Below are 18,960 nucleotides of genomic sequence, written 5' to 3'. Positions count from 1 at the left end.
ACTATGCGGGTGTATTGATCACTTTCATATCCGTCATTGCTTTACGCAATACAGCACCTACTTTTTCAACAGGGTGTGAACGGAGAATATGATTAACAGCGATCAGTTCTTTATTATCAACCCCGGCATCTTTGCCTTCGTTGAAATTTTTACCGATCACATCTGTATCAATTGTTTTCATGAATTCTTTCAGCATTGGTTTTGCTGCATGATCGAACAGGTAGCAACCATATTCTGCTGTATCAGAAATTACACGGTTCATTTCAAACAACTTCTTACGTGCAATTGTATTTGCGATCAACGGAGTTTCATGTAATGATTCGTAGTAAGCAGATTCTGCTTTAATACCTGAAGCCACCATTGTTTCAAATGCAAGTTCAACACCAGCACGAACGAACGCAACGAGTAACAATCCATTATCGAAATATTCCTGTTCAGAAATTTTTGCTGATGTTGGTGCAGTTTTTTCAAATGCAGTTTCACCGGTTGCCTTGCGCCATGTCAACAGGTTCTTATCATCATTCGCCCAGTCTTTCATCATGGTTGATGAGAATTCACCACTCATGATATCGTCCTGGTGCTTTTGAAATAACGGACGCCAGATATTTTTAATCTCCGTTGACAATTCAAATGCTTTGATCTTCGCCGGATTCGATAAGCGATCCATCATAGCAGTAACACCACCGTGCTTTAATGCTTCTGTTACTACTTCCCAACCGTATTGAATAAGTTTTGATGCATAAGAAGGTTCAATACCCTTCTCTACCATTTTATCGAATGCAAGAATAGAACCTGTTTGCAATACACCGCACAAAATGGTTTGCTCACCCATGAGATCCGATTTTACTTCGGCAACAAACGATGAACGCAACACACCTGCACGATGACCACCGGTTGCAGCAGCATATGCTTTTGCCTGGATCAATCCTTTTCCTTCAGGATCATTCTCAGGATGTACAGCGATTAACGTTGGTACACCAAAGCCACGCTTGTATTCTTCACGTACTTCAGTACCCGGGCATTTAGGCGCCACCATGATCACTGTAATATCTTTACGGATCTGTGTGCCTTCTTCAACAATATTAAAACCGTGTGAGTAAGACAAAGTAGATCCTTGTTTCATCAACGGCATAATCGCTTTAATTACTGACGTATGCTGTTTATCGGGAGTTAAGTTCAATACGAGATCAGCAGAAGGAATCAGTTCTTCATAAGTACCAACAGTAAAACCATTCTCTGTTGCATTTTTCCATGAAGCACGTTTTTCAGCAATTGCTTCTTTACGTAACGTGTACGAAATATCCAATCCTGAATCACGCATATTTAAACCCTGGTTCAAACCTTGTGCACCGCAACCAACGATCACAATCTTTTTTCCCAATAACGCATTCACACCATCCGCAAACTCACTACGATCCATGAATTCACATACACCAAGCTGGTTCAACTGTTCCCTGAGCGGAAGTGTGTTAAAGTAATTTGCCATTTTCTGTTCTTATTTTTTGTTTGATTTTAAATGTTTATTTTTTTGATAGATTTCTTCTGATTGCCATTGCGTAACCGAGGTGTAATGCATCATGTACCATAACAAACCGAACGGCGTCTTCAATGTTATTTAATGTATAGCCATAGGATGTTGTATAGGTCTTGTATTGAACAAAAACATTTTCACTCAATCCTTTTTCAAGTTCATCAATGCAAGACATTGCATACTCTTTCAACTCATCAATTTCTTCCTGGCTGATAAAACTTTCGGGCTTTGTTCCTTTTTTAAATCCAGCCGTCAATTCGTCCGGCACATCCGGTTCAACTCCTGAAAGTCCATTGCACAACCCTTGCTGAGCTGTTATGATATGGCCAAAATTCCAGGCAATATTATTGTTCATGCCTGCAGGAATTTCATTCAGTTCTTCAATGGATAATCCATCTACAAGATCAATGAAACGTGTCCTGGTTTGTCTTATTAAATCAAATTGCTCTTTCATCCTGTTTTACATTGTAAACACTTCTTCACCTTTATCCAGGTATTCGTTTTCGATCACTTCTTCACTTGGCTCACGGTATTCAAACTCTTTCAGTTTTTTGTGGAAACCATCACTTGCTTTAATAATCGCCACCCTTGCCGAGCGAACAAATTCAATTAACCCATATGGTTCAAGTACTTTAATGAATGCATCAGTTTCATCACGCTGACCGCTCACTTCAAACACCGTATAATCTTTACGGATCACTACTGCTTTTGCACCATACTGGCTCAACAGGCGTTCTACCTTTACCTCTTCTGCGATAATTTCTGTTGGCACTTTATATAAAGCCAGCTCCTGCCAAATGATCTCTTCATTTGTATTGTAATAGGCTTTCAATACTTCCACCTGTTTTTCGATCTGGCGGCAGAGTTTGCGTACCACTTCTTCTGTTTCGTTGATCACAATCGTGAAACGATGCACACTATCCACCTCACTTGGTGATGTATTTAAACTTTCAATATTGATCTTCCGTTTGGAAAAGAGAATAGCGATACGGTTCAATAAACCGATCTGGTTCTCTGTGTATACCGTTATGGTGTATTCCTGTTTTTGCATATGCTTTGTTTTTACTAAACCGCCTGCAGGGTTTGCAACCGCTGCCGGGGTTCTTTAGATTTCTTCTTTGCTTAATACGATTTCTGATACGCCTCTTCCCTGTGGCACCATCGGGAATACATTGTTTTCTTTGCCAACCATTACTTCCAGCAAATAGCTGCCGTCATGATCGATCATTGTTTTCAATGCAGCTTTTAATTCTGAACGTTCGCTGATGCGTTGTCCATCGATATAATATCCTTTTGCTACTGCAACAAAATCCGGACTCGTAATATCAACAAACGAATAACGTTTTTCATGGAACAGTTGCTGCCACTGGCGTACCATACCTAAGAACTGGTTATTTAAGATCAGGATCTTAACATTTGGTTTGAACTGCATGATGGTTCCTAATTCCTGTATCGTCATTTGGAAACCACCATCACCAATAATGGCAACCGTTGTTCTTGACGGATCACCATACGCTGCACCAATTGCTGCAGGTAATGCATAACCCATTGTACCCAAACCACCACTGGTGATATTACTTTTCGTTTGATTCATTTGTGCATAACGGCAAGCCACCATCTGGTGCTGACCAACATCCGTTACAATAATTGCATTGCCATCTGTTAACTCATTCAATGCTTTGATCACTTCACCCATCGTAAGAATATCCGTTGCAGGATTCATTTCAGGGTCAATGCACAAGGATTGTTCTTTCGCCATGCAGTCATGGAACTTTTGTAACCATTGCGGATATACTTTGCTTTCAACCAAAGCAGTTAACATCGGCAATGTTTCTTTACAATCGCCCCAAACAGGAACAGTTGTTTTTACATTCTTATCTATCTCTGCCGGATCAATATCGAGATGAACAATTTTTGCCTGCTTAGCATATTTATCTAAACGACCGGTTACACGATCATCGAAACGCATACCAACAGCGATCAACACATCACATTCATTCGTCAGTAAATTCGGTCCGTAGTTCCCATGCATACCCAACATACCAACACCCAATGGATGATCAGTTGGAATTGCACTCATACCCATAATGGTCCATGCTGCAGGAATACCGGCTTTTTCAATAAATGCTTTGAATTCTTTTTCTGCTTTACCAAGTATCACACCTTGCCCGAAGATCACGAATGGACGTTCTGCTTCATTAATAAGCTTTGCTGCTTGTTCAATATATTCTTTCCGTACAATCGGTTTTGGACGATAGCTGCGGATATGCTCACACTTTTTATATCCTTCATACTCGAATAATTGCAGCTGTGCATTTTTTGTAATATCGATCAATACAGGACCCGGACGACCACTGCCAGCTATGTAAAATGCTTTTGCTAATGCAGCTGGAATTTCACTTGCATCTGTTACCTGGTGATTCCATTTGGTAACAGGTGTAGTAATATTGATCACATCTGTTTCCTGGAATGCATCAGTACCCAACAAATGTGCAAACACTTGTCCGGTGATACACACCAATGGTGTTGAATCGATCATCGCATCAGCCAAACCTGTTACAAGATTTGTTGCACCGGGACCACTTGTTGCAAACACAACACCCGTTTTACCACTAGCTCTTGCAAAACCCTGTGCTGCATGAATAGCACCTTGTTCATGACGAACAAGAATATGTTCTAAACGATCATTGTAATCGTACAATGCATCATAGATCGGCATTATTGCGCCACCCGGATAACCGAAGATGGTCTTTACGTTTTCATTGAGCAAAGCATCTAATACAGCTACACTTCCACTTACGGACTTTGTTGCTTCTGTTTGCTTTTTCTCTTCTTTTATTGTGAGTGTTTCCATTTCACTTTTATTTATTGTTGCTTTTTTACAGCTGAATGTTGTTCTTGTTTTTGAAAGGGTTTACGCCTCATCTGTTACACAACCTTGTGAAGCATCCTTCACGCACATTGCATATTTATACAATACACCTTTCTTTTCTTTTAATGCAGGCTGCTTCCAGTTTTTACGTCTTTCTGCTATCACTTCGTCAGCTACTTTCAGGTTGATCTTGTTGCTGGTTGCATCCAGTTCAATGATATCATCATCCTGCACCAATGCGATCAAACCACCTTCAAATGCTTCCGGAGTGATGTGACCGACGACGAAACCATGTGAACCACCACTAAATCTTCCATCAGTGATCAATGCAACATCTTTACCCAAACCGGCACCTGTAATGGCTGATGTTGGTTTCAACATCTCCGGCATACCCGGTGCACCTTTCGGTCCTTCATATCTGATAACTACTACATCACCTTTTTTCACTCTTCCGTTTGCAATACCCGCCACCAGATCTTTTTCACCATCAAATACTCTTGCAGGTCCTTCAAAACGTTCACCTTCTTTACCACTGATCTTTGCTACACTACCTTTCTCTGCAAGATTGCCATACAAGATTTGTAAGTGACCGGTTACTTTCAACGGTGCTTCTAATGGGAAAATAATTTTTTGCGTTTCGAAATTTATCGGTGCAATGTTTTCTAAATTTTCGGCAACTGTTTTACCGGTTACTGTTAAACAATCTCCATGCAGCAATCCTTTTTGTAATAAATATTTCATTACAGCAGGTACACCACCATGTGCATGCAATTCCTGCATCAGATATTTTCCGCTTGGTTTAAAATCAGCAAGAACAGGTGTTTTATCACTGATGCGTTGGAAATCATCCTGTGTTAAATCAACATCAACACTTTTCGCCATGGCGATCAAATGCAATACGGCGTTGGTGCTTCCACCAAAGATCATGATGGTAACAATGGCATTTTCAAATGCCTTCTTCGTCATGATATCTTTTGGCTTAATATCTTTCTCCAGTAAAACTTTGATTGCTCTTCCTGCATCTAAACACTCATTCTTTTTATCATCGCTTATTGCAGGATTTGATGAGGAGTAAGGTAAACTCATACCCAATGCTTCAATTGCTGATGCCATCGTATTCGCTGTGTACATACCCCCGCAAGCACCTGCACCCGGGCAACTATGTTTCACTACTTCTTTAAAATCTTCAGGCGTAATAGTGCCTGCTAATTTTTTACCCAATGCTTCAAATGCAGAAATGATGTTGAGCTCTTCTCCTTTATGATGACCCGGCGCAATCGTTCCACCGTACACCATAATAGAAGGACGGTTCAAACGGCCCATCGCCATAATAGCACCCGGCATGTTTTTATCACAGCCCGGTAATGCAATTAATCCATCATAATAAAATCCACCACAGACACTTTCAATACTGTCAGCAATGAGATCACGACTCACCAACGAATAACGCATACCATCCGTACCATTGCTGATACCATCACTAATACCGATCGTATTAAATATTAAACCAACGAGATCATTCTTCCACACACCTTCCTTCACCACTTTTGCAAGATCATTCAGGTGCATATTACAAGTGTTACCATCGTAACCCATACTTGCAATACCTACCTGCGCTTTTTTCAGATCATCTTCTGTTAAGCCAATGCCATACAACATGGCTTGTGCAGCCGGTTGTGTTTCGTCTTGCGTTAATACTTTCGAATACTTGTTTAATTCAGCCATTTTATATTGTTGTTATTCTACCGATCAATTGTCCCCAAGGGACATAATATTATTAAGCAACTGCTTCTTCTTTCTTTGCTTCTTCCTGTCTTTGTGGTTCAAAATTTTCTACCACTAAATTTTTATACGCTGTTTGAATCTTCCTGCTTACACTATCATTCCATTTCAATGCAAACTTTTGATCATCCAAACTATCAAACCCAATTACTTCTGCTGCAGTACCACAATAAAAAACAGCATCTGCATTTTTTAACTCATCAATTGTAAACACCTTTTCTTCAACTTCTATTCCCAACCCGGCACACAATTCAAACACCGTTGCTCTTGTAATACCGGGAAGGATATTTCCTTTTGCCGGTGTAAAGAGCTTGCCATCTTTTTCATAAAACAAATTAGCACCTGGCGCTTCTGCAACATTGCCATTCATATCGAGCAACAATGCTTCATCAAAACCTTTTGCTTTCGCTTCATGACTGGCGAGTAATGAGTTTACATAGTGACCTGCTGCTTTTGCTTCGATCTTGAACGCTTTTGGATTCGGACGTTCAAACGAACTGGTCATGATACGTAACAACTTATCGCCAAGAAACGGCTGCATGGCCCACACTTCAATCACCAAAAACGATTGTTCATTCTGTACAAAACTCATATTCGCCGGAGCATAAACTACGGGACGGATGTAAGCATCCTGCAGATCATTGCGCTTCAACACTTCGTATGTAACAGCAGTTAACTCTTCTGTTGTCCAGTGATAAGGAAGGTTCACCAACTCAGCCGAACGTTGCAAACGATCATAATGTTCTTTGGCTTTGAAAATTTTCGTTTCTCCATTCACTGTTCTGTACGAACGGATACCTTCAAACACGCTGTAACCATAATGAAAACTCTGACTGTAGAGATCCATTTTTGCTTCTGCCGCTTTTACATACTCACCGTTGAGATACAAAATCGTTTCACTGTTGTAATAAGTTGCCATACATTTTTTTCTTTTTTAGCGGTAATAAAAAAACCCGCCTCTTTTGGAGGCGGGTCGTTATGTTTAATTTAAACGTTCGTTTTACATACAACTGGCACCTCCGTTGATAGCAGGAATAATAATGACTACCACAATGACAATTGTGTTTACAAGTAGTAGATTATTTAATTTGCTTTTCAACATAGTGCGTTGTTCGAAAAACGAATATACCGCCTTATTGAAAATAAACAAAGAACTTTTTTAGACTGAAGGGGAAAGAATGTTGACATCTCCCAATCCTGTCTTCTTTATATAATGGTTGACTTACGCAACTCAATATTTTCTTTTTTGATCGTACCCGGTATTTTACCGGCAACATATTCACCAATGAGATCACCAATGGTACTGGTGAAATAAAAATTCATCGGGTCAATATCTTTTGTTACGAAGTTGTGTTGTAAAGTCCAGTCAATTGCTTCACGGATCACTTGTGCCTCATCGGGTAAACCAAAGTAATCAAGCATCATTGCTGCTGAGAGAATAGAGCCGATGGGGTTGGCAATATCTTTTCCTGCTGCTTTTGGGAAAGAACCATGGATCGGTTCGAATAATGCTGTGCCGTTACCAACCGATGCCGATGGCAGCATGCCCATTGATGCATTCAATACACTTGCCTCATCACTGATAATGTCGCCAAACATATTCTCTGTTAAGATCACGTCAAACTGCTTGGGATTTAAGATCACCTGCACAGCTGCATTATCAACATACATGTATTCAGCAGTTACATCAGGGTACTGCGTTGCAATTTCCTGCACCACTTTACGCCAGAGGCGTGATGTTTCCAACACATTCGATTTATCAAGCAGTGTTAACTTTTTCTTTCTGCCCAGTGCATGTTTAAATGCAAGATGAGCAATGCGTTCAATTTCCGGCCGGCTGTACACACATTCATCACTTGCATTATTTCCATCTTCACTTGTATGCTTGTTGCCAAAATAAATACCACCTGTCAGTTCACGAAAGATCACGAGGTCAACACCTTCAAGGTGCGATGCCTTAAATGGAGATAAATGCTGCAAACCGCTATAAGTAATAACCGGGCGGATATTTGCAAACAAACCTAACGCCTGCCTTATACCAAATAACCCCTGCTCCGGACGAACCTTTGCAGAAGGATCGTTATCATATTTCGGATCGCCCACTGCACCAAACAAAACAGCATCACTATCCAAACAAATATCAATTGTTTCAGACGGCAATGCAGTTCCTGTTTTATCAATTGCAACAGCTCCAACCAACGCTTCTTTGTAATGAAAGACATGCCCGTATTCCTGTGCAATTGCATCCAATACTTTAATGGACTGGGCTGTTACCTCCGGTCCTATTCCATCTCCGTTTAATATTGCGATCTTCTTTTCCATGATGAGGTTGGTGTGTTTTCTTAGTTTATGTTTAAGCGCTTACAGTAACCTGTTCAGCCAATACTTTCAAATCAGCATCTTCCACTTCTTTCTTTGAATCTGCCAATGCAAGAAAGCGTTCATATAATTCATCAACCTGGTTACGATCGAAACTGTAACCAAGATTTTTAAAACGATAAGCCAGTGCGCTTCTTCCGCTGCGTGCAGTCAATACAATTTTTGATGTATCTGCTCCCACTTCTTCAGGTGCAATGATCTCGTATGTTGTTGCTTCTTTTAAAAATCCATCCTGGTGAATACCTGAGGAATGAGAGAATGCATTGTCACCCACTACAGCTTTGTTTGGTTGCACCACCATGCGCATGGTTTCGCTTACCAAACGGCTCATTGGTAACAGTTGCTTGGGATCAACGTTTGTATAAAGTCCGAGTTCAGGATGCTTGCGAATGGTCATCACCACTTCTTCAAGCGATGTGTTACCTGCACGTTCGCCAATACCATTGATCGTACACTCGATCTGGCGTGCACCAGCAATAGCACCTGCAATAGAGTTAGCAGTTGCTAAACCAAGATCGTTATGACAATGACAGGAAAGAATTGCTTTATCGATATTGCTTACATTGTTCATTAAGTAAGCCATCTTTTCTGCATACTGATGAGGTAAACAAAATCCTGTTGTATCGGGAACGTTTACAACCGTTGCGCCCGCAGCAATAACTGCTTCTGTCAACTGAGCCAAAAACTGCAGGTCTGCACGACCTGCATCTTCGGCATAAAATTCTACATCGGGCACATAATTACGGGCAAGCTTAACCGCTTTAACGGCACGTTCAAGTATTTCTTCCCTCGTGGAATTGAATTTGTATTTGATGTGGTTATCGGATGATCCGATACCGGTGTGGATACGTGGGCGGCGTGCGGGCTTTAATGCCTCTGCTGCCACTTCAATATCCTTTTGTACGGCACGGGTTAAACCGCATACCGTTGCATTCTTAATTACTTTGGAAATCTGGTTAACACTTTCAAAGTCGCCCGGACTTGAGATCGGGAAACCTGCTTCAATAATATCAACACCTAACACCTCCAGTTTCAACGCAAGCTCAACTTTCTCCGTAGTATTTAACTTGCAACCCGGTACCTGCTCTCCGTCTCTGAGAGTGGTATCAAAAATGAACACTTGTTTGTCGGCCATAATAATCTTTAATGCTGTGAAAAAAGCAGGTTTATTACTTCATTCGCATATAATTAATTGAAGTAACAACCTGCAGCATAAAATTATTTAATATTGAAGGGGTTCGCAAACCTTATTTCATGTATTTTACGACAGATAAGCGATGCCCTTTTACCGAAAACCCTTGACAGCAAAGGATTATAGAAGAAACGAATTACGATGCCCAACAGATCGACCGATACGACCTTTCAACTGGTGAAGTCGCTGGAAAAGAGCGAAAAGCGCAATTTTAAGCTTTATGTTCAGCGAAACTCAGCCGATCCGAATCTTAAGATTATCCAGCTTTTTGATGCCATGGATAAAATGGATGAGTACGATGAGGCCACCCTTTTGCGCAAAAACCAGAGCCTTGCCAAGCCACAACTCTCCAACCTCAAGGCTCATTTATACAAATCTATCCTCAGCAGCCTCCGGCTGATTAAGCAGGAAGACAATATCACGATTCAGCTGAACGAACAGATGGATTTTGCCCGCATCCTCTACAATAAAGGTCTTTACCTGCAAAGCCTGAAGACCTTAGATAAGATGAAGGAACAGGCCCGGCAGTTTGAACAGGTGACCTACCTGCAACAGATCCTTTTCTTTGAAAAGAAGATCGAAGCATTGTACATCACCCGAAGTATGCAGGACAGGGCCGATAAACTTTCGAAAGAATCAACTGCTGTTGAAGAACAGCTCACCAATATTTCGCAGCTTTCAAACCTTTCGCTTCAACTCTACAGCTGGTATATTAAAAATGGTGTGGCAAGAAATGAAAAGGAAGGTGATGAAGCCAAGGCATATTTTGAAAATCATTTACCGAAGAACGCTGAAAAGCTAACCGGATTTTATGAGCAGTTGTATTTATACCAATCGCATTGCTGGGTAGCATTTATCCGCCAGGATTATTTGCTCTATTATCGTTACACACAAAAATGGGTGGATCTGTTTGAAAAATACCCGGCGATGATGGAGGCTGAAACAGCTCACTACATCAAAGGCATGCACAATTTAATGAGTGCACACTTTGATCTGAGCAACGAATCCAAACTCAACGAAAGTATTGAGCAGCTTGAAAAATTTTCGCACAGGAAAGTTGCACAGCAAAACGAAAACTACCGCATCCTTTGTTTTGTGTATCTCTCCATTGCCAAAATCAACAAACATTTTTTAGAAGGAACGTTCTCTCAAGGGTTGCGGCTTGTACCGGGTATTGAAGAAAAGCTGGATGAATATGGACTCTTCCTCGACCGGCATCGTGTACTTACCTTCTACTATAAAATTGCCTGTTTGTATTTCGGCAGTGGCAATAACGAAAAAGCAATTGAATACCTCAACAAGATCATTAACTGGAAAGTTGACCTGCGTACCGATCTGCAATGTTACGCACGCCTCCTGCATTTGATCGCTCATTTTGAATTGGGGAATTACGATCTGCTGGAATACCTGATCAAATCGGTTTACCGTTTTATGGGCCGCATGGAGAACCTGAGTGGTGTGGAAGAAGAAATGTTCAGCTTTTTACGTAATGCATTGCAATTATCACCTGCACAAGTAAGACCTGCTTTTCAAACCCTGCTCGAACGTATCAGCAGATACGAAGGCAACAGGTTTGAAACAAGAGCGTTTGTATACTTAGACGTAGTAAGCTGGCTCGAAAGTAAAATTGAAAATGTACCCGTGCAGGATATTATTCATAGTAAATATAAGCGACAGAAGAAAACAATTAGCTGATCATTGTTGTTACCATAAAGCATGAAAAAATCACTCCATCTTTTAACGTTCTTTATCCTTCTTGTTTTAAGCAGTACTGCACAAAACATCAACCCAAAAAATATTGAAATTGTTCGTGACAGTTTTGGCGTGCCGCACATCTTTGCCAAAACCGATGCTGAAGTTGCCTATGGATTAGCATGGGCGCATGCAGAAGATGATTTTAAAAGTTTACAGGATGTGGTGTTACCTGCCAAAGGTTTGATGGGACGTGTGCAGGGCAAAGCCGGTGCTGCCGGTGATTATGCATTTGCCTTATTCCGCTGTATGGAAATTACCGAAGAAAAATGGAATACACTTACGCCTGCTTTTCTGAAACTGATCGATGGATATGTGCAAGGTATCAACGCTTATGCAAAAGCACATCCCAATGAAGTGTTGCACAAAAAAATATTCCCCATCACTTCTAAAGAATATATTGCTTCATCGGTGCTGGCATTAACCGCTTTCAATGGAGCTGATAAGGCATTGATGGGAATTTTCAATAATGTAATTGAAACAGATCCTGAGTTGAATAAGAAAGGCAGTAATGCCATGGCTGTGCATCCACGCAAAACAACTACTGGTGAAGCGTTTCTGTTGATCAATGCACACCAACCCAACACAGGATCGCAGGCTTTTTACGAAGCACATATTACTAGCGAAGAAGGATTGAATGTACATGGTGGTTTACTGGCAGGTGGTCCATGTATTTTACATGGAGTAAATGAGAATTTAGGTTGGGCACATACGGTGAATTATGTTGATCGTGTTGATGTGTTTCAACTAGAAATGAATCCTGCCAATGAAAAGCAATACAAGTTTGATAATGAATGGATCGATCTCGAAGAGAAAACAATTACACTCCGCATTAAAGGAATTCCGGTTGGCGTAAAACGAAAAGTTTATTGGAGTAAGTATGGAGCCACCATGAAGAACAAACAAGGTTATTTTTCTATTCGCCTTGGTGCCAATATGGATATCCGTGTGCTTGAACAATGGTATGAAATGGATAAGGCGAAAAACTTCACCGAGTTTTATGCAGCTATTAAAGATCAGCGTCTATCAATGTTCAACATTACCTATGCTGATAAACACGATACGATCTTTTATGTGAACAATGGATTAGTACCGGTACGTAATCCTGCTCCGCAGTACAATTGGAAATCAACTTTACCCGGTAACACTTCACAAACCTTGTGGACTGCCTTTCGAAAATTTAGCGAACTGCCGCAATATATAAATCCGAAGAGCGGTTATTTGTTCAACACCAATCACTCATCTTTTTTCGCAACAGCAACTACTGATAACTTAAGCGCCGATAAATTTCCTGCTGCTGATGGTTGGGAAACCTGGCATAACAACCGCAGCATACGTGTGGTAGAACAAATGCCTGCTGCACAATTGGATTACATAACGTTTAAGCAAATCAAATTTGATAAACAACTGCCTGCCACACTTCGTTATCCGCATAATATCGATTCGTTGTTTCTGTTAAATGAAACAGAGTATCCATTGTATGCACCACTCATTAAAAATTTAAAAGCATGGAATAAACAAGGAACTGCCGACAGTAAAGGTGCAGCGGTATTCCTGTTAAGCTATCTGCACCTCGCAAAAAAATTAGGTGCTGGGCCTGCACGCATGCTTACCAGAGCAGAAGCAGTTGAAACCTATGCCAATGTGTATGACTATATGACGAAACATTTTAATCGAACCGATCTTGCATTGGGCGACATTCAAAAACTGGTGCGTGGTGATAAGGAATGGCCGCTCTGGGGTTTTCCTGATCTGCTTTCTCCACAATGGACTTCCAACTATAAAGACGGTAAATTAAAATCGGTTGGTGGTGATGGTTTGATCATGTTCATACGCTTTACAAAGGATGCACTGCCGCAAATTGAAACAGTAAACATGTATGGAGCTTCTGCCAAAAAAGGCAACAAACATTTTGATGACCAGGTGGAAATGTACATCAACCAACAAACAAAACGCATGACGTTGAATAAGGAAGAAGTGTATAAAATGGCGGAGAGGGTTTATCATCCGGGGGAATGATGAGCTGTTACATTATCTCATAAATCAGATTGTCAGGGTTAATGATATAGGCCACTACTAACTAATCAGTAATTTTTAAATGAGACGACTTTTACTTTCTCCTTTTTTTATTCTTCTTCTTAATAGTTGCACAGACAGCTCGCCAAATTCAGGTTCTAAAGCTTCTGTGTCTACCCCGTCAACCCCTGTTATCAACTATGCTGTGACAAATTATTTTGCCCACGACACATCTTTATTTACTGAAGGCTTTTTATTTCACAATGGACAACTGTTTGAAAGCACAGGTTCGCCTAAACAACTACCCCAAACCAGATCAGTTATTGGTATAACAGACCTTGCCACCGGAAAATTTGATGTAAAAATTGAAATTGATAAAAGCAAATACTTTGGTGAAGGCATAGTGTTCTTCAAAAACAAATTGTATCAATTAACTTATGTAAATCGAATCGGATTTATCTATGACGCAAAAACTTTTAAAGAAATAGGGCAATTTAACTATTCAAACATTGAAGGTTGGGGATTGACAACAGACGGCACAAGCTTAATAATGAGCGACGGCACAAGTAATCTTACTTACTTAGACCCTGTAAAATTAACGCCATTAAAAACATTGCAAGTAACAGAACAAGGATATCCCATTGAGAAATTAAATGAACTTGAATTCATAAAGGGATTTCTCTACGCAAATATCTGGACGAGTGACATTATCGTAAAAATTGATCCTTTAAGTGGAAATGTAGTTGGCAAAATGGATCTGAGTTCATTAACAAACGAAGCAAAGAGAATTAATCCGAATGCTGATGTATTAAATGGTATCGCATATGACTCAACAACAGACAAAATATATGTTACGGGAAAACTATGGCCTAATATTTATCAAATTCAGTTTTCACACTAGAGAAAATAATTGTTGCTAACATGAACAATGCAAAAAACCAAAGAAAACTGCTCTTCATCAATTCTTCGTACTATCCTTCTTCGGTACAATTTTGTAATCAGCATCCGTAATACCTTTTACACCTCTGCCTTTCTTTGTGCTATCAGGCACATTATTTTTTGGTGCTGTAACAACCGGCGGTGTAAATACCGGTGCGGCATTTGTTTTAACAGCAGCAGTATCTGGTTGTAATGGCTGTGGCCCCGTTACAGGAGCAATGCTATTACTGTCAACAGGCAAACCATTAGATGATGTTGCTGGAGCAGATGTATTATTCTGCGGCGTTTGTGTATTGTTTGTACCCGGCGAATTATTTCTTACTTGGCTTTTATTGTTGTTCGGTGTCGTTACAGGTGCAGTAATCGTTGGCTGATCGCTAGAAGTAATTGCTTGTTTACGGTTATTGAAAAAATAAATGAATACAATGGCAACGGCAGCAATGATGAATCCACGGTTGAGCCATGTACGTGGACCACTTGTTGGTGCAGCAGGCGGATTGGCCGGACCCTCGTCTGTCGGCAGATCAGTATCGAGCTGTGTTTCGATACGTGCCCAGATAGCATCCACCATATCCGGTGCCGTTAGCTGTTCCAGCTTTTCGGTAATGGTTAATTCGTATGTTGCTTTTTGATTCATCCGCTATGTTGTGCGACTGAGTTGTTGTTGTAATGTTTTTCGGGCTTCGCTGAGGTGCCATTTCGATGTACCCTCACTGATGTTTAGTTTTTCGGCTACTTCCCGGTGATTATAGCCTTCCACTGCATACAATACAAACACGGCATGGGTAGCGGGTGGCAACTGGTGTATGAGTTTCATAATTTCATCAGCACCCATCCGTTCCAACACGTTATTACTGATCTGTGGTTCTTCCACTGTTTCAAGCTCCATGTCTTTACTGAAACGTTCTCTTGCTTTCAGATGATCGAGCCCTTCGTTCATCACAATCCGTTTGATCCATGTCTGCAAAGCTCCTTTTGTTTTATCAAACGTATGGATGCTTTTAAAGATCTTCACAAAGGCATGACTCATGATATCAGCAGCATCGGCTTCATCACGGGAGTAACGCAGGGCAATGGTCATAGCATAGTTATAAAACTGCCGGTAAAACTGTTCCTGTGCCCTGCGGTTATTGCGTTTGCAATCTTCCACCAACTGATCAATATCGAGTGCTTCTGCAATCACTTCTTTTCGTAATGCTGCTTTTTTTCGACTGTTGCTAAATTGCTTATTTCAGATTTTAGATTTGCGATTTCAGATTATCCTCTCAGCAACCTTCACTTATCTTCTTTTGCATTTTTACTATCCACTAATTACTACCGGCTATCGGCTTTCTTCAAACACTACATCTCTTTGTCTTTCTCCACATCCTGCATCCGCTTCAGCAAAATAGCCGATGAAATTGATGATAAAATAATTTTATCTCTTGCATCTAAATTATTAGCAAACCAGATGCTGTTATCCAATATATCAATGATGGCTACTACGCCATCATCCCAACGCAATTCGTATCCGGTGAGGATGGCTCCGCCCAATACTTTTGTTTCTTTTCCGCTTTTAGTGGTGAGTTTCTCCAGTCGCAACGGCCTGATGGTAATATTTTCTTTTCCATTGGTCGCATACCCTTCTTCTTCTACATACGGACGATCAAAGATTCTCCGTGCTGTATCTTTTCGTGCATCATATTTATTCATCAACACTACCGACCAGGGATCGTTTTCTTTCGCCATCAACGGAAGTATCGCAGCAGTGAATGCATATTCATATCGTTGCGTTGCATTCACCTGTCCGAGAAAAGGATTGTTGCTTTTGTACACGAGTTGATTTTCGCTGAACTTTTCAGTTGCAAAAACTTCCGCCATTAAATTTCCATCCTGGATCGTGTATTGAAATTTGTTGCGTTGTTTCAGGTTGCGTACATCGGTATCAATATTGAGCACACGCAGCAACATGGTTTGCGGATCGAGACTGAATTTTGTGTACTGAAATGAACTGCTGAAATCCCAACCACGCTTAACTGCTGAAGTAGAAAATTCGCCGAAGCTTAATTTCTGGTTGATCATCCATCCATTCAATCCCTTCACCTGCATTTTGGTCGCCTGCGAGCTGAAGCTCGCAGGAACCGATACCTTGGCTGCTGTGCAGGATACTAAAAACAGCAGGGCTATGAGTGATACTTTCTGTGTCATATAAATTCGTTTATGAATGTACTTAAAAAACGCTTTTATTAATAATTGAAAATGGTCTTGATTGTAAACAAATGTTCTCCGGTCATAGACGATTTGTAACGGCGGATCAACTCGATGGGATAACCTTGGTTATCGTATTTATATTCGAAACTGTAAGCAACATTAGCAGGATAAATACCGTAGTGCGTGCGTGCCTGCCAGTTGAGATTGTTCTTGGAGCTGCGGCTCAAAAACAGATCGGGCCAGTTCATGTGTATATAAGGGTTGATGCCATTGTCGTGATCATATCTGCCTGTTTCATAAAAAGTGTTGCTGTAATTACTGTTATCGGAAAACAGGTTGCCATGTCTCCAGCGTTGATAATAGTTCATAGTAATTGAAGTGTTTGAATAACTGAAATCAAAAGTTACTTCATCAAATCCATCTCCGTTTGCACCATGATGTGCAATGTCTACTTCTGTTTTGCATACATTAAGGATATCTTCTGTAATGTGATTGATCTTTCCTGCTGCATTGTAACGGATGCTTCTTGTACCCGCAAACACATCGCCTTCGTTATAGATGCTTATTTTTTCTACACGTCCGTCTGTGTATTCCAGGTTTTCTGTTCTTGCAACAAACGGTGTACCATCGGCCGGACGCTTCTGCATAAACTCAACTTTTGTAAGACGACCTTTCCCATCGTAGATATAGTTGTTCTTCGACTCAGCTTTATACATATTGCCATCCCAACGTGCAGTGATCTCGGATTTCAGTTTTTTAGCTTCCTTCTCTTCCCCAAATTCGTACACAATATCTTTTTTCAATTCTTCTTTTGCATAACGCTTTGTATAGGTGCCACCCCATTTTTGTACAATAAACTCATGATAAGCTGCCTCCTTTTTTAAGGTAACCGTGTTGATACCGGGTAACAAGCTGATGAATTGTGTACTCTTCAACTCATTGGCCGCATCGAACGTACGGTACACCAACGAAGACTGAATACTGTCGTACAGAATATCGCCCACCTTTATGCGTGTACGCATTTTGATGCTGAGTTCTGTTTCTTCAGGTGTGTTGCTGTTACCAAACTCGCCCGCTGCATAACCAAAATCAATGGCTTTATCGGTAGCTTCTACTTTCAGAAATTCAGCTGCAACAACCAACGAAGTAGCGGCCGGCAATACCATCGGATAAGCCAATGGTCTATTAACCTGTGTTGCTTTAGGCGAATTGGTTACAGGCACTGCAAATAATACATTACCGGTGCCTGATACGATCATGAGTTTGCTGATGCGGTACGTGCCTGCAGGCAATTCCATTTCTTCGGTTGTAAATTTTCCGTTGAAGCTGATGGCTGCGAGTTTATTGTTTAACACCAGTTCGTCCTGTGCGTTCACCACATCGAACTTTGCAAACAGGTTAGCCATTGGCTGGTTGGGCAAATCAGGCAATGCATCGGCCGTGATACGATACTTGTGCGAAAGACCGGGCTGTGGACCCGGACCTCCGCCTGGTTTGTTAGGTTCTACCGGTTTCTTACAGGAAACAAGGATGATAAGGCTTGCGAAGAAAAGCGTGAATACGCTGCGAAATGTCTGTTTCATATTCTTTGATTATAAGGTTTATAAATGCCATTTTTGTGGCGTTTGATAGAGATACCCCACACGGGCACAAAAGGGTTGGGTAGAAAATGGGGCGTTAACGGAATTTTAACAAATGAGGCCAAATCGGATGGTTCCGCTGCTATTAAAAAGCCCAACAGATTCCTCCTTCGTCGGAAAGACAGCATTTTTTGATCTTTATTACAATAGCTCATCTTCAGCACTAAGCCCAGCCTACCTGTCATACTGTGGAACGAAGGATCTGCCTGACAATAAATAGTTTGCTATCAGCTTATTGTCCCCGCAATCGTTCCCATACTTCCCCTTCCACAACTAACACCCGCAAGTTTCAAACAACGTAAATTTGGGCCGCCCAACTGCAGCAGCAAACATGAACGAACGATTACAACAACTGGCACAGCAACTCGAAGGAGAATTTTATTTTGACACCACCATGCGTACCCTTTATGCCACCGATGCGTCGGCATACCGTGAGTTACCATTGGCCGTGGCCATTCCTAAAACCAAAGACGATCTTAAAAAGCTCATCGCTTTTGCACATACCAACAAGACATCACTCATTCCACGTACAGCAGGTACATCACTTGCAGGACAGGTAGTAGGCAGCGGTATTATCGTTGATGTGTCGAAATACTTCACCAAAATTCTTGAACTGAACAAAGAAGAAAAATGGGTGCGTGTGCAGCCGGGTGTGATCCGTGATGAG

16 protein-coding genes are annotated in these 18,960 nt (G+C 41.0%); 4 read left to right on the top strand and 12 right to left on the bottom strand.

What is annotated here, in order from left to right:
• Position 1: 1 nt before the first annotated feature.
• The 8 genes from ilvC to VK159_RS17765 all read right to left on the bottom strand — a co-directional run bounded on the left by ilvC (position 2) and on the right by VK159_RS17765 (position 9,699).
• Positions 2-1,486: a ketol-acid reductoisomerase gene (gene ilvC, locus VK159_RS17800; RefSeq protein ID WP_324231516.1), complete on the bottom strand. Its 1,485-nt coding sequence runs from the start codon at positions 1,484-1,486 to the stop codon at positions 2-4.
• Positions 1,487-1,520: 34 nt separating this feature from the next.
• A complete protein-coding gene (locus VK159_RS17795; protein WP_324231515.1) occupies positions 1,521-1,985 on the bottom strand; it encodes a DinB family protein in 465 nt (154 codons plus the stop codon).
• A 6-nt stretch (positions 1,986-1,991) separates the two neighbouring features.
• A complete protein-coding gene (ilvN, locus tag VK159_RS17790; RefSeq protein WP_182801680.1) occupies positions 1,992-2,582 on the bottom strand; it encodes an acetolactate synthase small subunit in 591 nt (196 codons plus the stop codon).
• Between the two features lie 54 nt (positions 2,583-2,636).
• On the bottom strand, positions 2,637-4,385 hold the full coding sequence (ilvB, locus tag VK159_RS17785) for a biosynthetic-type acetolactate synthase large subunit (RefSeq protein ID WP_324231514.1): 1,749 nt from the start codon (positions 4,383-4,385) through the stop codon (positions 2,637-2,639).
• Between the two features lie 60 nt (positions 4,386-4,445).
• A complete protein-coding gene (ilvD, locus tag VK159_RS17780; RefSeq protein WP_324231513.1) occupies positions 4,446-6,128 on the bottom strand; it encodes a dihydroxy-acid dehydratase in 1,683 nt (560 codons plus the stop codon).
• Positions 6,129-6,180: 52 nt separating this feature from the next.
• Entirely contained in the window at positions 6,181-7,104 is a 924-nt protein-coding gene (gene ilvE / locus VK159_RS17775) for a branched-chain-amino-acid transaminase (protein WP_324231512.1), read from the bottom strand.
• 287 nt (positions 7,105-7,391) lie between these two features.
• The gene (leuB, locus tag VK159_RS17770; protein WP_324231511.1) at positions 7,392-8,507 is read right to left on the bottom strand and encodes a 3-isopropylmalate dehydrogenase; all 1,116 of its coding nucleotides are present in this window, start codon (positions 8,505-8,507) and stop codon (positions 7,392-7,394) included.
• A 31-nt stretch (positions 8,508-8,538) separates the two neighbouring features.
• Entirely contained in the window at positions 8,539-9,699 is a 1,161-nt protein-coding gene (locus tag VK159_RS17765; protein WP_324231510.1) for a 2-isopropylmalate synthase, read from the bottom strand.
• A 198-nt stretch (positions 9,700-9,897) separates the two neighbouring features.
• On the opposite strand from VK159_RS17765, the gene VK159_RS17760 reads away from it, so the two are divergent.
• From VK159_RS17760 to VK159_RS17750, 3 genes are all read left to right on the top strand, one after another.
• The gene (locus VK159_RS17760) at positions 9,898-11,451 is read left to right on the top strand and encodes a hypothetical protein (protein WP_324231509.1); all 1,554 of its coding nucleotides are present in this window, start codon (positions 9,898-9,900) and stop codon (positions 11,449-11,451) included.
• A gap of 21 nt (positions 11,452-11,472) precedes the next feature.
• Positions 11,473-13,527: a penicillin acylase family protein gene (locus tag VK159_RS17755; RefSeq protein ID WP_324231508.1), complete on the top strand. Its 2,055-nt coding sequence runs from the start codon at positions 11,473-11,475 to the stop codon at positions 13,525-13,527.
• 79 nt (positions 13,528-13,606) lie between these two features.
• A complete protein-coding gene (locus VK159_RS17750; RefSeq protein ID WP_324231507.1) occupies positions 13,607-14,425 on the top strand; it encodes a glutaminyl-peptide cyclotransferase in 819 nt (272 codons plus the stop codon).
• Positions 14,426-14,482: 57 nt separating this feature from the next.
• Here the strand turns inward: VK159_RS17750 and VK159_RS17745 are convergent, their stop codons facing one another.
• From VK159_RS17745 to VK159_RS17730, 4 genes are all read right to left on the bottom strand, one after another.
• On the bottom strand, positions 14,483-15,100 hold the full coding sequence (locus VK159_RS17745) for a hypothetical protein (protein ID WP_324231506.1): 618 nt from the start codon (positions 15,098-15,100) through the stop codon (positions 14,483-14,485).
• 3 nt (positions 15,101-15,103) lie between these two features.
• Positions 15,104-15,646, bottom strand: a complete 543-nt coding sequence (locus VK159_RS17740) for an RNA polymerase sigma factor (RefSeq protein WP_324231505.1) — start codon at positions 15,644-15,646, stop codon at positions 15,104-15,106.
• Positions 15,647-15,804: 158 nt separating this feature from the next.
• Complete coding sequence (locus VK159_RS17735) at positions 15,805-16,650, bottom strand: hypothetical protein (RefSeq protein WP_324231504.1); 846 nt, start codon at positions 16,648-16,650, stop codon at positions 15,805-15,807.
• Positions 16,651-16,688: 38 nt separating this feature from the next.
• Complete coding sequence (locus VK159_RS17730; protein ID WP_324231503.1) at positions 16,689-18,236, bottom strand: hypothetical protein; 1,548 nt, start codon at positions 18,234-18,236, stop codon at positions 16,689-16,691.
• Between the two features lie 388 nt (positions 18,237-18,624).
• Here VK159_RS17730 and VK159_RS17725 point away from each other — a divergent pair.
• On the top strand, positions 18,625-18,960 hold a 336-nt coding region (locus tag VK159_RS17725; RefSeq protein WP_324231502.1), incomplete at its 3' end, for an FAD-binding oxidoreductase.

Source organism: Lacibacter sp. (genome assembly GCF_035299325.1).
Lineage (GTDB): Bacteria > Bacteroidota > Bacteroidia > Chitinophagales > Chitinophagaceae > Lacibacter.
The sequence above is the reverse complement of the archived record's forward strand: the minus strand, read 5'-3'. Positions and strand labels throughout refer to the sequence as shown.

What these genes read in the sequence shown, in the direction of transcription:
- VK159_RS17745 (WP_324231506.1), bottom strand. Translation starts at nt 15,100, where the DNA reads ATGAATCAAAAAGCAACATACGAATTAACCATTACCGAAAAGCTGGAA.
- leuB (WP_324231511.1), bottom strand. Translation starts at nt 8,507, where the DNA reads ATGGAAAAGAAGATCGCAATATTAAACGGAGATGGAATAGGACCGGAG.
- VK159_RS17750 (WP_324231507.1), top strand. Translation starts at nt 13,607, where the DNA reads ATGAGACGACTTTTACTTTCTCCTTTTTTTATTCTTCTTCTTAATAGT.
- VK159_RS17795 (WP_324231515.1), bottom strand. Translation starts at nt 1,985, where the DNA reads ATGAAAGAGCAATTTGATTTAATAAGACAAACCAGGACACGTTTCATT.
- VK159_RS17735 (WP_324231504.1), bottom strand. Translation starts at nt 16,650, where the DNA reads ATGACACAGAAAGTATCACTCATAGCCCTGCTGTTTTTAGTATCCTGC.
- VK159_RS17760 (WP_324231509.1), top strand. Translation starts at nt 9,898, where the DNA reads ATGCCCAACAGATCGACCGATACGACCTTTCAACTGGTGAAGTCGCTG.
- VK159_RS17765 (WP_324231510.1), bottom strand. Translation starts at nt 9,699, where the DNA reads ATGGCCGACAAACAAGTGTTCATTTTTGATACCACTCTCAGAGACGGA.
- ilvB (WP_324231514.1), bottom strand. Translation starts at nt 4,385, where the DNA reads ATGGAAACACTCACAATAAAAGAAGAGAAAAAGCAAACAGAAGCAACA.
- ilvC (WP_324231516.1), bottom strand. Translation starts at nt 1,486, where the DNA reads ATGGCAAATTACTTTAACACACTTCCGCTCAGGGAACAGTTGAACCAG.
- VK159_RS17755 (WP_324231508.1), top strand. Translation starts at nt 11,473, where the DNA reads ATGAAAAAATCACTCCATCTTTTAACGTTCTTTATCCTTCTTGTTTTA.
- VK159_RS17730 (WP_324231503.1), bottom strand. Translation starts at nt 18,236, where the DNA reads ATGAAACAGACATTTCGCAGCGTATTCACGCTTTTCTTCGCAAGCCTT.
- ilvE (WP_324231512.1), bottom strand. Translation starts at nt 7,104, where the DNA reads ATGGCAACTTATTACAACAGTGAAACGATTTTGTATCTCAACGGTGAG.
- ilvN (WP_182801680.1), bottom strand. Translation starts at nt 2,582, where the DNA reads ATGCAAAAACAGGAATACACCATAACGGTATACACAGAGAACCAGATC.
- ilvD (WP_324231513.1), bottom strand. Translation starts at nt 6,128, where the DNA reads ATGGCTGAATTAAACAAGTATTCGAAAGTATTAACGCAAGACGAAACA.